We start from the raw sequence: 12457 nt of genomic DNA, 5'->3' as shown, positions 1-12457 counted from the left end.
CAAGTTTCACTCAGCGCAGGCTTACGCTTTTGTGAAGGAGGGATCGCCCTGTAAAAAAGCGATAATCGCCTGACAGTAGCGGTCAAAATCGACGAAAGCGTGATTGCCGCCAGTCTCTATGGTGCAGTGATGTTGTTGGTATTTTTGCGCAGCTTGTCGAAAATCCAGAACTTCATCCTCGGTCTGTTGTAATAGCCAACGAGGAATACTCAAGCTGAGGTTGGGAACGTCGAGATCACGGAGAGCCTGCATGTGCTCTGGGGTCAGCGTATATTGATGACCCGTATATGGATTCTGCTGTGGACCAAGAAAGTCTTCGAGCAGTTCGTAAGGCCGCACCGCTGGATTTACTAGAACAGCAGGCAGAGCAAAGCGTTCACTGAGGTAAGTGGCATAGTAGCCACCAAGCGAGCTGCCAATGAGTCCTGTGGGCTTTTCACTGGCAACAAAGGTTTCCAGCATCGCTTTTGCTTCGCCTGGCAAGTCTGGAATTTGTGGTCGCAGTAAGGTGATCCCTTGCTGGGCACAGGCTTGTGCCAATAGCTCCCCTTTATGCGATTTAGGAGAGCTTTGAAAACCGTGAAGATAAGCTAGAACAGTCACGAATTAGTAACCGCCTGCATCAAGTTGTGGCAAGAAACGGTTGCCCTCAATGCGGTGCACTTGTGTGCTCACGTGACCATTTGCATGTAAGGTAAGCTCACGCCAACCTGGGTTGGTGGTGTCCAAGGCAAAATCATAGGAATCAGGTAGAAACTGAATGCAGGTCGAAGGTGCAGACATAATGCGCACACCTTGGTAACAGCAATCCAAATCTTGATGAATATGACCGCAGATAATGGTTTTGGCTTGCGGGTAGTTGGCGAGTACTTGCCATAGCGCTTGCTGATTTTTCAGTTGATGCTGATCCAGCCAATGACTGCCAGCTGGTAGTGGATGGTGATGCAGTAAAATCAGGGCAAAGCGTTCTGGGTGTGCAGTTAGGCACTGTTCAAGATGCTGCAATTGAGCGTCGCTGAGTTCACCATGCGGCACGCCCGGTACTTGGCTATCGAGCAGAATCATCTGCCAATGCTCACCGAGCAGTACGTGTTGTGCTGGCTGAATATTATGTTGATTCAGCTGGCTGTGCATATTGGGCTGATCGTCGTGATTGCCCGGTAGCCAGAAGCAAGGCGATTGCCAATGGGCAATGCCCTGCGCAAAGCGTTGGTAAGAGGCTGCGGAATGATCCTGAGAAATATCGCCAGTGGCCAAAATTGCATCCATTTGGTTGGCGCGCTCGCCAATTGCCTCAACAACCGCGGTAAAACTTTGTGCGGTAGTTACGCCAAGCAGCCGGCCTGCTGGATCAGCAAACAGGTGGGTGTCGGTGATTTGCAAAAGGCGAACCTCACCGTCACTGTGCGTTATAGGCAAATTGTAGCGAGACAAAAGTGTCATTCCGTTACCATTCCATTAGCGGTTGTTGATGGATGCCATGTTGAAGACAAAAGGTGAGCCATTCGGATAAAAAATGATTCACGCGATGTTTTTCATCTTGCTGATACATCTTTTGGTTCGGGTAATCATACCGTGGCTGTGGTTTACCATGCTGTTGACTGGTACACACTTCTGCAACACGTGCATCATGATATAAACGAACTTGTAATTGCGATAGCAAAAAGCCAGGTTGGCTGTCCATCTGTTCAATTTGTATAAGGGTGGTGTATTTAGTCGTCTCTTCAATGGTGAGTCGATAATGGTTTTGCACCACCTGATAGTGACATTGAGCGCCGACCTCTTGTTGTCGTGGCACCAAGCCTATCAATTTTGCGTAATTCCCTTCACATAGTCGCATCAATGCTGGGAAATCAACGCGATACTTCATATTTTATACTTGCCATTGTTGCCGTAATCGAGCGTGGTTCAATGCTAACCATTGTAGTGCAATGATGCTGGCGGCATTTTCAATTCGGCCGTTTTGCAGCCATTTGAGCGCTTGTTCGCGAGCCACTACATGCACTCGAATATCTTCATTTTCTTCGGCCAAACCATGAATGCCTTGTGCCTTGGTGCTATCGACTTCGCCGACAAACAGATACAGCTTTTCGGTGCAGCCGCCAGAGCTTGGGTAGTAACTGCAAATTGATTCACTACGCTCGATGCTGATGCCAGCTTCTTCCTCGCTTTCACGGCGAGCCACTTGTTCAGCAGATTCAGCTTTATCTATCATTCCTGCAACAATTTCAAGCTGCCAAGGCTGTTCACCGCCAAGCGCACCCACTCGAATTTGTTCGATCAGCACCACAGTGTCAGCAATTGGGTCGTAGGGCAGTAATGCTGCCGCGTCGCCTCGCTCTAAACATTCACGCACAATCGGGTCACTCCAGCCACCAGCAAACAATCGATGGCGAAACTGGTAATGGTCAATTTTTAAAAAACCATTGTAATGACGAGATTTTTGGATGATTTCTACATCATGATTGCTGTAAAATTGTTCATCTTGCAGTGCGGACATGTGACAACTCATGATTCCTCCTCGGGCAGCATATTGTATCGAGCTCATGATGAGGAACTCAATTATCGCCTTAAACTTTTCTCATAAAAATTGTATTTTTAGTTAAGTTTTGTGAGTGAAATTCCATTCGTGACTCTCATGTTTCGTGGCTAGACTTAACAAAATCAAAGGGCGGCATTCAGTTTCCCGTCAGTTTGGTTGGGATATGTTACCGAATTCGTATATCGTATAAGAAAATTGACAACTCTTTCTAGGAACAGCACCGGATGAAAAAGCTACTTTCACTGACCATTGGTTTGGCCTTGGCGGGCACAGCCAATCTAGTGTCAGCTGAAGACTTGGCGCAAGTCTATCAGCAAGCAAAGGAAAATGACCCTCAGCTTTTAAGTGCAGCAGCGCAGAAGGATGCTGCATTTGAGGCCATCAACGAATCACGCGCTGCGTTGTTGCCTCAGATTGATTTGACCGCAGGCTACAACAAGACGCTTTCAAACCGCGATGCCAATGAAAATGATGTGTTGTCTGCAGGCGTATCATTGAACCAGCTGATTTATAACCAACAAAGCTGGAGCAACCTAGATATTACCGAGATGAGCGCGCGTCAAGCGGATGCCGGTTATGCAGCGCAGCAACAAGGTCTGATTTTACGTACAGCGACCGCTTATTTTGAAGTGCTTCGCGCCATGGATAACCTTGATTTTATCCGCGCTGAAAAAGCTGCTGTAGGGCGTCAGTTAGAGCAAACCAAACAACGTTTTGAAGTGGGTTTGTCAGCCATTACCGATGTGCATGATGCTCAAGCACAATACGACAGCGTATTGGCACAAGAGATTATTGCGCGCAACACATTGACCAACAGTTATGAAGGTCTACGTGAATTGACAGGTCAAGAGTACGCAGAGATCAATGCGCTCAATACCCGTCAATTCTCAGCGCAGCGTGAAACCACACCGATTACCGATTTGGAAGCCACGGCGCAAGAGAAAAACCTAACGCTATTAGCGCAACGCATTGCACGCGATCGTGCGAAAGAGCAAATTAGCTTGGCGCAAGGTGGCCATCTACCAACCGTTGCCTTTACTGCCAACTATGGTCATAACCATGTAAACAATGATCACCCAGTCCCTGGTGCCTTGCCTGATGAAATCTCAGCGACCGATCTCACCATGGGCATCAATGCAAGCTTGCCACTCTTTAGTGGTGGTGCAACGAGCTCACAGGTGAAACAGGCGCAATTTGGGTATGTAGCGGCAAGCCAAGATCTTGAAGCGAGCTATCGCGAAGTGATCAAGGATGTCCGTGCTTTCTACAACAATATCAATGCCACTATGGGTGCTTTGCGTGCTTATCAGCAATCAGTCGTGTCAGCGCGTAGTGCATTGAAAGCAACTGAAGCTGGTTTTGAAGTGGGTACCCGTACCATTGTTGATGTGCTCGATGCGACACGCCGTTTGTACGATGCAAATCGCAACCTAGCCGATGCTCGTTACGACTATATTCTCAGCGTGCTGCAATTGAAACTTGCAGTGGGTACGTTGAGCGATCAAGATATTGTTGATATCAACAAGAGCTTGACGGTAAAAAAAGCGACGCGTAAATAGAACGATGTCGTGAGAAAAAGCGCCGAACTCGGCGCTTTTTTTATGTTTAAAAGAGAGTAATTGCATGGAATATGAGTTTCGCCACAGCACCTTTGATGGCGGCTATCGTGCCCAATTTTCCATGGGGCACGAATTGGTAGGGCGCTGGTTAATTGATGAGATCGCATGCTCGCCGATCGCTGTGCAACAGATCATTACGGCATTAATGCAAGCGGCCGAGGCCGATCAGCCTTGGCAGCGGTTAGGCCATGAAATTGACCTTCATTTTGAAGCGGGTGAAGTGAGTTTGACCGCCCATCATTTGCACCATGAGCAGGAGCTTCCTGAGGAAGTGGATAATTTTTATGATGCCGAGAGTTATGCGCTGTGTGGTATTGAAGATTTTATTGAGATGATGCAAAGCTGGCTGGCATTTATTGAGCGCTATTCAGCTTGAGCGCAATGAAATTGCGCCTTTCCCGCGATGGGTGAAAATTTGGTCTAAAATAGTGAAAGCGTGCACCACAACAGTGCACGCTTTTTTTATGCCTTGATGTTATCGCTGTAAGGTGTTGAAAAATAGGTGTTAAAAAACTGGCATCAAATTTGAAACCAGCTTGCTATGCGTGGGGCGTGAGGTCACACGATATGGATGAAACCATAGGAGCTCAGCGATGAAAATGATTCAAGCCATCATTAAGCCCTTTAAAGTCGAAGAGGTGAGAGAAGCCCTCGCACGACATGGGATTGAAGGGATGACGGTGACCGAAGTGAAGGGCTTTGGTCGACAAAAAGGGCACACAGAGTTGTATCGAGGGACCGAATATCAAGTGGATTTTCTTCCCAAAGTACAATTAACCATGGTCACAGCCACTGATGAAGTGGATGCAGTCATTCAAGCGATCATTGATGCGGCTTACACCGGAAAGGTCGGCGACGGCAAAATTTTTGTCAGTGATGTTGCCCAAGCGGTGCGAATCCGTACCGGTGAACTTGACCACGATGCGCTATAAGGAGTGACCCATGGAACTTGCAATTTCTGTTTCTGAATTACGTTTTGCCCTCGATACTCTCTTTTTCTGTTTATCTGGCGCGCTAGTGATGTGGATGGCGGCAGGCTTTGCCATGCTCGAGGCGGGTTTGGTGCGCGCTAAAAATACCACTGAAATCTTGACGAAAAACATCTGCCTTTATGCCATTGCTTGCTGTGTTTTCTTGCTGGTGGGTTACAACATTATGTATGTGGGTAACGCAGAGGGAAGTTGGCTACCCTCATTTGGCACGCTTATTGGTAATCAGGCTGCGGATGCCGATCACTCTTTAGAATCTGACTTTTTCTTTCAAGTGGTCTTTGTTGCCACTGCGATGTCGGTGGTTTCTGGCGCGGTGGCTGAACGCATGAAGCTTTGGGCGTTCTTGGCTTTTGCGGTGGTTTTGACTGGCCTTATTTATCCTATTGAAGGTTATTGGGTTTGGGGCGGCGGCTTTTTAAGTGAGCTAGGATTTACTGACTTTGCGGGCTCAGGTGTGGTGCATATGGCCGGTGCGGCTGCAGCGCTTGCTGGCGTACTGCTACTGGGCGCTCGTCAGGGTAAATATGGTAAGAAAGGCGAAATCTACCCGATTCCTGGCTCCAGTATGCCGCTGGCGACACTGGGCGCTTTTGTGCTGTGGTTTGGTTGGTTTGGCTTTAATGGCGGCTCGCAATTGATGGTTTCCGATCGCGCCAATGCTGAAGCAGTAGGGCAGATCTTTTTAAACACCAATGCAGCGGCAGCAGCGGGGACGGTTGCGGCGCTTATTTTCTGTAAATTGCGCTGGGGTAAGTCGGATTTGACCATGATCCTTAATGGCGCTTTGGCTGGGTTGGTGGCGATCACGGCTGATCCACTATCACCATCACCAATTTGGGCAATGACCGTGGGCGCACTGGCTGGTGTGCTGGTGATCATCAGCATTGTGGCACTGGATCGCTTGCATATTGATGATCCAGTGGGCGCCATTTCTGTACATGGGGTTTGTGGTGTGCTCGGGCTGATTTTAGTGCCAGTGAGCAATACCGATGCAAGCTTTGCCATTCAGGCTCTAGGCGCTTTGGTTATTTTTGCTTGGGTATTTAGTGCAAGTTTATTGCTGTGGTTTATCCTTAAAAGAACTGTGGGTATTCGCGTAGGTAAAGATGAAGAGCGCAGTGGCATGGATTTACACGACTGCGGTATTGAGGCTTATCCAGAGTTTATGGGCAAATAACGATACCTTTTGTAACAGACTTAAGGCCCAGCGATTGCTGGGCTTTTTGTTGTTCGCCTGCTGACTGAATTGATTATTGCTTGCAACAAATTGGAAACATCGTATACTCGCGAAAAACAATTGATAATTATTATCGTTAGCTTTTATGGAGTTGAAATGAAAAAGTTAGGATCAGCACTATTGCTCGTCGCTTCTTTCTTCACTGGCTATGCGCAAGCCGCAGACAAGGAAGTGAATGTTTACTCATATCGCCAGCCGTTTTTGGTTGAGCCGCTTTTTGACAAATTTACTGAGCAAACAGGGATTAAAGTAAATGTTCTGTTTGCGAAAAAAGGCCTTGCTGAGCGTTTAGCCAGCGAAGGTGAATATAGCCCTGCCGATGTTATTCTTACCGTTGATATTAGTCGTCTAACCAACTTAGTTGATAAAGGTTTAGTGCAACCGATTGATATTGCTGAGGTTGATGAAAATATTCCTGCGAAGTATCGTGATAAAGAGAATCAGTGGGTGGGTTTGACTTTGCGTGCCCGTGGTGTGTATTCATCTCGTGATCGGGTCGGTCGTTTACCTGCTGATTTTGATTATTTTGATCTCGCTGATCCACAGTGGAAAGGGCGCATCTGTACGCGTTCTGGTAAGCATCCATACAATGTATCTTTGGTGGCTGCGATGATTGCTGAGCACGGCGAAGCGGCAACCAAAACGTGGCTTGAAGGTTTGAAAGCTAACCTAGCACGTAAACCACAAGGCAATGACCGCGCACAGGTCAAAGCAATCAGCGAAGGACTTTGTGATCTATCCTTAGGCAATAGCTACTATCTTGGCAAAATGCTCAATGATGAATCACAAAAAGCGTGGGCTGATGCGGTTTATCTCAACTTCCCTGGTCAGCAAGCACAAGGTACACATGTAAATGTCAGTGGTGTTGCACTTGCAAAATATGCGCCGAACAAAGCTAATGCGGAGCAATTGATTGCCTTTTTAACGGGTGATGTTGCGCAACATATGTACTCGGAAGTGAACTATGAGCATCCAATTAAGGTGGGTGTGCAGCCATCTGAATTAGTGCAGTCATGGGGTGAATTTAAAATCGATAGTTTGCCATTGCCGCAAATCGCTGCGCACTATGGTGATGCCATTCGTTTACTTGATGAAGTTCAATTTGACCTATAAATTGCAGATCAAAGCATTTCATTTGGATTAATTTTTTAAGGGGGCGATGGCCCCCTTTTGCGCGTAAGCGAGAGATATGAAGCGTTTTTCTCTATTGCCTGCGCTGACTTGGTTAGTCGCGTTGCTGGTTGTGTCGCCTATCGTGGCGATTGGTTACAGCGCCTTGAGCGCAGATACAGCGGTGTTTCATTCACTGCTTGATACCGTATTGCCTATTTATGCTAAAAATAGCCTGCTTTTAGCTGCGGGTGTGGTTGGTTTTGCTGCCTTTTTTGCATTGCCTTGTGCTTGGTTACTGGCGCGCTATCAATTTTTTTCCGCATCTTTTTTACAATGGGCTTTGGTATTGCCACTGGCGATGCCAGGTTACATCATTGGATTTATCTATACCGACTGGTTTGATTATGCAGGCCCCATTCAAATCGCGCTGCGCCAATGGTTTGGTTGGCAATCTATTCATGATTACTGGTTTCCTGATATTCGCACTTTAACCGGTGCGATGATTGTCCTGGCCTTGGTACTTTATCCCTATATTTATTTGTTAATGCGTGCCGCTTTTTTAGAGCAGCCTGCAACAATGACGCAGGCTGCGCGCAGTCTTGGTGTTACACCTTGGCAGCGTTTTTGGCGAATTCATTTACCCATGGCAAGACCGGCTTTAGTTGTAGGGTGCGCTTTGGTGGCGATGGAGGCGCTGGGTGATTTTGGTACGGTGAATTACTTTGCTGTGCACACGCTCACCACGGCTGTTTATGATGCTTGGTTGGGATACTCACAGGTCCATGCTGCGAGCCAAATAGCCAGCTTGATGCTCCTTGCTGTGGTTCTGGTATTGGCGCTAGAGCGCTATAGCCGCCGTCAGCTAAAAGTGTTTGCCAAGGGACAAGCGCAGGGCAGCGAGAAACAAATATTGCGCGGCTGGCGACAAGTCATCGCTTTACTATGGTGTTGGGGACTGTTGGCTGCCGCCTTTATTTTCCCAGTATTACAGCTGGTGGATTACAGCTGGCAGTATTGGCAGCAAAGTTGGAATGATGATTTTGCGCAGATTAGCTGGCATAGCTTTAGTCTTTCGATTTATGCCGCGCTAGTGGCACTGATACTGGCACTAGCGGTGAATGTTTATCATCGTTTATATGCAACCAAACCGCGCTCGGTATGGCCGATGCGACTGGCTTCTTTTGGTTATGCTGTACCGGGAACGGTACTGGCGATTGGGATTTTATTGCCAGCGGGTGCGCTGCAACACTGGGTTAATGATCAATGGGTTGCCTTGGGATACCGTCCGCTCGGTTTATTTATCTCTGGAACTATCGCCGCCTTGGTGATTGCCTTTGTGATTCGTTTTGCTGCGGTCGCGATTGGTGCGATTGAGAGTGGTTATAGCAAGCTTTCACCCAGTTTAGATATGGCTGCAAAAACTATGGGCTGCCATGGCCTCACGCTGTTCTGGCGTGTGCATCTTCCGCTGTTAAAGCGCAGTTTGTTAGTGGCTACTATGTTGGTGTTTATTGAGTCGATGAAAGAGCTCAATGCCGCATTGATCTTGGCCCCCTTTAACTTCAATACACTGGCCACCCATGTCTATCATTACGTATCGGATGACCAGCTTTATATTGCCGCACTGCCCGCGTTGTTGTTGGTTGCGGTGGGATTGATCCCATTGATTTGGTTGAATCGTTCTTTGGAGCGCGCATGACTCTTGCCTTAAATTTAAAACAGATCCATTGCCACTATCAAAATACCGTGGTGTTGCGCGATCTTTCACTGCAGCTTGAAGCCGGACAGATCCTGTGTTTGCTTGGCGCTAGTGGTTGCGGCAAAACCACCTTGTTAAAAGCGATTGCAGGCCTTGAGCCGATTCGCCAAGGCGAGATTTATCTGCATCAACAGTTGGTGGCCAGTGAGCAATTCGATATGCCGCCGGAACAAAGACAAATTGGCATGATCTTTCAAGATTATGCGCTGTTTCCCCATTTAACTGTGGCTGAGAATATTGCCTTTTCACTGAGCAAATTGACGCGCCAAGCAAAAGCTGCGCGAGTCGAGGCATTATTAGCATTGGTGCATCTTCAAGGGCTCGGCGCTCGCTATCCACATCAGCTTTCTGGTGGGCAGCAGCAGCGTGTAGCCATTGCTCGTGCCTTGGCAAATCGACCTAAATTGCTGTTATTGGATGAGCCTTTTTCCAATATTGATTCGCAAGTTCGTTATGAAATGATTGCTGAGCTGCGGGAGATCTTTCGTCTAGAAGGGGTGAGTGCGGTATTTGTCACTCACGCGCGAGAAGAAGCTTTTGCTTTTGCTGACCAAGTGGCGGTGATGCATCAAGGCCGTATTTTGCAGGTGGGTCCACCAGAGCAGCTGTATCAGCAACCCAGTACTGAAATGGTGGCAAGAATGCTCGGGCGTTGTAGTTTGTTGCCTGGTAAAGTGGATGACTCTGGGCTGAGCGCGCAATGCGAGCTGGGAACGCTGCGTCTGAATCGGCGATTTAAGGCAGGCGCGCTGGTGCAGTTAATGCTTCGACCACAGCATCTTGGCATCGCCAAGCAGGGGGTTGCAGCCGATATTCTTCAACATCAATTTCGCGGTGATTATCATCTTTATCAGCTGCAACTCAAAGGGCAGCAATGTTGGGCGCAACAATCTCAGCTTTGGCCTGAATTAGCTTTACCGCATGTGACGGTTTTGACTGATTCAGTTCATGCCATTGCGACGGATGCGAGCCAAGATGATATGGCGCTGGCGGGATAAATTAGACGGATATAAAAAAGCGTATCCCTCATCATGAGGGATACGCAGGCTTGAGCAAAATCGGGGTGAACTAAAATTGAGTTTTAGTTAAAAATAAGCTCAAGAAACTCATTGGTTTTACGACGAATCAAAGCTTCATCTCGACTGACGGTCGCGCGAATAAATAGCACGTAGCAAATGCCGTGAAGGTAGTCTGCAAAGGTATCTGCTTGAAGCGCTTCAGTGCGAATTTCGCCTTGGCGCTTCGCTGTTTCGTAGCTTTCAATAAAGAATTGGTTGGTTTCATTGTGACCCTGAAGGAACTTTGGCCAAACTTCATCACGTGTGGATGTACTCCACTCAAACCAAACGCGAACCCATGCAACTTGCTGCTGCACTGAGACCATTAGGCCATCTAGTAGTGCAGTGACACCCTGCTTGAGAGGTGTTTCTGCAGACTGAAAACAGCGCTTTAATACCAAGGCAAATTCGCGTTCAGCTTGCGCTAGCACTACGTCGACTAAATCTTCACGGGTTGGAAAATAGTTAAAGACGGTTGCGACAGATACTTGGGCAATTTCAGCAATTTCAGCATGACCTGCTCGGCCGATACCACGTAGAGCAAAGACCTCCATGGCCGTATTTAACAGCTGCTCTCTCCGTTGTTCTGGGGATAGTCGGGTGCGGCGTCGTTTGGTTGACGTGTCCATTTGTTTATACAAATCCTTTGCTAATTAGGGTCGTGGTTGCATAAGATAAATAGTAATAATTGGTTACCGGACGAGCAATGTTAATTTAGAGAATCAGCTCGAAACTTCGAATGACTGTGTTTTCACTATTTCAGCTATTTTTTGCTAGAATGTGACCCATCTCGGAAAGCACTTGGCTTTTCGCAAATGTAGAGAGGAATAATGAAACATACCATCGAAGTAATGATTTCAGAGCAAGAGGTACATGCCCGTGTTGCTGAATTGGGTCAAGCGATCACTGAGCGCTATCAAGGCAGTGAGAATTTAGTCTTAATTGGTCTACTTCGTGGCTCCTTTGTGTTCTTAGCCGATCTAGCCCGTCAGGTGAATTTGACGCATGAAATCGACTTTATGACCGCGTCTAGCTATGGCAATGGCATGGAAAGTTCACGTGATGTTCGCATTTTGAAAGACCTTGATGATGACATCAAAGGTAAAGATGTTGTGTTGGTTGAAGATATTATCGATACCGGTAATACCTTGAGCAAAGTGTGCGAAATTTTGCGTTTGCGTGAACCAAATTCAATTGAGATCTGTACGTTGCTTGATAAGCCATCTCGCCGTGAAGTGGATGTGAAAGTTGAGTGGATTGGCTTTCAAATTCCAGATGAATTTGTGGTGGGTGTGGGCATCGACTACGCGCAAAAATATCGCCATTTGCCATTTATCGGTAAAGTGGTGCCACAGGAATAATCGCGGTCGATTTTTTCTGATAGTATTTCAAAATAAAAAAGCGGCTTTTAAAGCCGCTTTTTTATTGGATTATTTAAATTCTTTTTCAGTCAGTTCTAATCGACCAGTGCCGGCTTCTTTAATACGAGCCATGGCACTTTGATAGGCGATTTCGAGACTTTCGCGACTATTGGCATTGAGTCCCATGGAACCAAGTACGCCATCGTGAATCCCGTAGACCCAGCCATGCAGGCGAATGTCCTGACCGCGCTCCCAAGCACTTTGCAAAATCGTCGAGTTGCCTAAGTTATAGACTTGCTCTGCGACGTTGATTTCACATAGGGTATCACCCCACTGATCGCGTGGAATACCACCAAAAACGGTGCGATGCTTGAGATAAAGATCGCGAATATGGAGTAGCCAGTTGTTGATTAAACCCAGTTTGGGATTATCAATGGCCGCGTTGACACCGCCACAGCCATAGTGGCCGCAAACAATAACATGGCGGACTTGAAGTACGTCGACCGCGTATTGTAAGACTGAAAGGCAGTTGAGATCGGTATGAATCACTTGGTTGGCCACATTACGGTGAACAAATAGTTCGCCGCTGTGTAGGCCGGTGAGACGCTCAGCAGGGACGCGACTATCAGCACAACCAATCCATAGGTATTCTGGGGTTTGTTCCTTGGCTAGCTCAGAGAAGTACTCTGGCTGCTCATCCTTGATTTTGTTCGCCCAAGCTTGGTTGTTGGCGAATATCTGTTTGATATCAGGCATAATCCATTCTTCGTCGTTAA

Annotated in this window: 14 protein-coding genes; 8 read left to right on the top strand and 6 right to left on the bottom strand. The window is 47.4% G+C overall.

Going from position 1 to position 12457, the window contains the following annotated elements; genetic code table 11:
* Positions 1 to 21 precede the first annotated feature (21 nt).
* The 4 genes from L9P36_RS11420 to nudF are packed head-to-tail and all read right to left on the bottom strand — an operon-like array spanning position 22 to position 2512.
* Positions 22 to 603 (bottom strand): YqiA/YcfP family alpha/beta fold hydrolase, encoded by a 582-nt coding sequence (locus L9P36_RS11420; protein WP_237466964.1) that lies wholly within the window; start codon positions 601 to 603, stop codon positions 22 to 24.
* A gap of 3 nt (positions 604 to 606) precedes the next feature.
* A complete protein-coding gene (gene cpdA, locus L9P36_RS11415; protein WP_237466962.1) occupies positions 607 to 1443 on the bottom strand; it encodes a 3',5'-cyclic-AMP phosphodiesterase in 837 nt (278 codons plus the stop codon).
* Between the two features lie 4 nt (positions 1444 to 1447).
* Complete coding sequence (locus tag L9P36_RS11410) at positions 1448 to 1870, bottom strand: DUF1249 family protein (protein ID WP_237466959.1); 423 nt, start codon at positions 1868 to 1870, stop codon at positions 1448 to 1450.
* Between the two features lie 3 nt (positions 1871 to 1873).
* A complete protein-coding gene (gene nudF / locus L9P36_RS11405) occupies positions 1874 to 2512 on the bottom strand; it encodes an ADP-ribose diphosphatase (RefSeq protein WP_237466958.1) in 639 nt (212 codons plus the stop codon).
* A 254-nt stretch (positions 2513 to 2766) separates the two neighbouring features.
* Between nudF and tolC the strand changes: the two genes are divergently transcribed.
* The 7 genes from tolC (at position 2767) to L9P36_RS11370 (ending at position 10260) form a co-directional block, all read left to right on the top strand.
* Positions 2767 to 4101, top strand: coding sequence for an outer membrane channel protein TolC (gene tolC / locus L9P36_RS11400; protein ID WP_237466956.1), 1335 nt, complete (start codon positions 2767 to 2769; stop codon positions 4099 to 4101).
* Positions 4102 to 4165: 64 nt separating this feature from the next.
* Positions 4166 to 4537 (top strand): YacL family protein, encoded by a 372-nt coding sequence (locus L9P36_RS11395; RefSeq protein ID WP_237466954.1) that lies wholly within the window; start codon positions 4166 to 4168, stop codon positions 4535 to 4537.
* Between the two features lie 217 nt (positions 4538 to 4754).
* On the top strand, positions 4755 to 5093 hold the full coding sequence (locus L9P36_RS11390) for a P-II family nitrogen regulator (protein WP_237466952.1): 339 nt from the start codon (positions 4755 to 4757) through the stop codon (positions 5091 to 5093).
* A gap of 10 nt (positions 5094 to 5103) precedes the next feature.
* A complete protein-coding gene (locus tag L9P36_RS11385) occupies positions 5104 to 6330 on the top strand; it encodes an ammonium transporter (RefSeq protein WP_237466950.1) in 1227 nt (408 codons plus the stop codon).
* Positions 6331 to 6486: 156 nt separating this feature from the next.
* On the top strand, positions 6487 to 7503 hold the full coding sequence (locus L9P36_RS11380; RefSeq protein WP_237466948.1) for a Fe(3+) ABC transporter substrate-binding protein: 1017 nt from the start codon (positions 6487 to 6489) through the stop codon (positions 7501 to 7503).
* Between the two features lie 76 nt (positions 7504 to 7579).
* Entirely contained in the window at positions 7580 to 9202 is a 1623-nt protein-coding gene (locus L9P36_RS11375) for an ABC transporter permease (protein ID WP_237466946.1), read from the top strand.
* On the top strand, positions 9199 to 10260 hold the full coding sequence (locus tag L9P36_RS11370; protein ID WP_237466938.1) for an ABC transporter ATP-binding protein: 1062 nt from the start codon (positions 9199 to 9201) through the stop codon (positions 10258 to 10260). The genes L9P36_RS11375 and L9P36_RS11370 overlap by 4 nt, the downstream gene beginning before the upstream one ends.
* 83 nt (positions 10261 to 10343) lie before the next feature.
* Here the strand turns inward: L9P36_RS11370 and L9P36_RS11365 are convergent, their stop codons facing one another.
* On the bottom strand, positions 10344 to 10949 hold the full coding sequence (locus L9P36_RS11365) for a TetR/AcrR family transcriptional regulator (protein ID WP_237466936.1): 606 nt from the start codon (positions 10947 to 10949) through the stop codon (positions 10344 to 10346).
* Positions 10950 to 11150: 201 nt separating this feature from the next.
* Between L9P36_RS11365 and hpt the strand changes: the two genes are divergently transcribed.
* On the top strand, positions 11151 to 11681 hold the full coding sequence (gene hpt, locus L9P36_RS11360) for a hypoxanthine phosphoribosyltransferase (RefSeq protein WP_237466933.1): 531 nt from the start codon (positions 11151 to 11153) through the stop codon (positions 11679 to 11681).
* 69 nt (positions 11682 to 11750) lie between these two features.
* Here the strand turns inward: hpt and can are convergent, their stop codons facing one another.
* Positions 11751 to 12437, bottom strand: coding sequence for a carbonate dehydratase (can, locus tag L9P36_RS11355; protein ID WP_237466931.1), 687 nt, complete (start codon positions 12435 to 12437; stop codon positions 11751 to 11753).
* Positions 12438 to 12457: the final 20 nt, after the last annotated feature.

Source organism: Vibrio stylophorae (genome assembly GCF_921293875.1).
Taxonomy (GTDB): domain Bacteria; phylum Pseudomonadota; class Gammaproteobacteria; order Enterobacterales; family Vibrionaceae; genus Vibrio_A; species Vibrio_A stylophorae.
The sequence above is the reverse complement of the archived record's forward strand: the minus strand, read 5'-3'. Positions and strand labels throughout refer to the sequence as shown.

Coding starts and splice junctions, on each gene's coding strand:
- cpdA (WP_237466962.1), bottom strand. CDS start 1,443: ATGACACTTTTGTCTCGCTACAATTTGCCTATAACGCACAGTGACGGT.
- L9P36_RS11410 (WP_237466959.1), bottom strand. CDS start 1,870: ATGAAGTATCGCGTTGATTTCCCAGCATTGATGCGACTATGTGAAGGG.
- nudF (WP_237466958.1), bottom strand. CDS start 2,512: ATGAGTTGTCACATGTCCGCACTGCAAGATGAACAATTTTACAGCAAT.
- tolC (WP_237466956.1), top strand. CDS start 2,767: ATGAAAAAGCTACTTTCACTGACCATTGGTTTGGCCTTGGCGGGCACA.
- L9P36_RS11395 (WP_237466954.1), top strand. CDS start 4,166: ATGGAATATGAGTTTCGCCACAGCACCTTTGATGGCGGCTATCGTGCC.
- L9P36_RS11390 (WP_237466952.1), top strand. CDS start 4,755: ATGAAAATGATTCAAGCCATCATTAAGCCCTTTAAAGTCGAAGAGGTG.
- L9P36_RS11385 (WP_237466950.1), top strand. CDS start 5,104: ATGGAACTTGCAATTTCTGTTTCTGAATTACGTTTTGCCCTCGATACT.
- L9P36_RS11380 (WP_237466948.1), top strand. CDS start 6,487: ATGAAAAAGTTAGGATCAGCACTATTGCTCGTCGCTTCTTTCTTCACT.
- L9P36_RS11375 (WP_237466946.1), top strand. CDS start 7,580: ATGAAGCGTTTTTCTCTATTGCCTGCGCTGACTTGGTTAGTCGCGTTG.
- L9P36_RS11370 (WP_237466938.1), top strand. CDS start 9,199: ATGACTCTTGCCTTAAATTTAAAACAGATCCATTGCCACTATCAAAAT.
- L9P36_RS11365 (WP_237466936.1), bottom strand. CDS start 10,949: ATGGACACGTCAACCAAACGACGCCGCACCCGACTATCCCCAGAACAA.
- hpt (WP_237466933.1), top strand. CDS start 11,151: ATGAAACATACCATCGAAGTAATGATTTCAGAGCAAGAGGTACATGCC.
- can (WP_237466931.1), bottom strand. CDS start 12,437: ATGCCTGATATCAAACAGATATTCGCCAACAACCAAGCTTGGGCGAAC.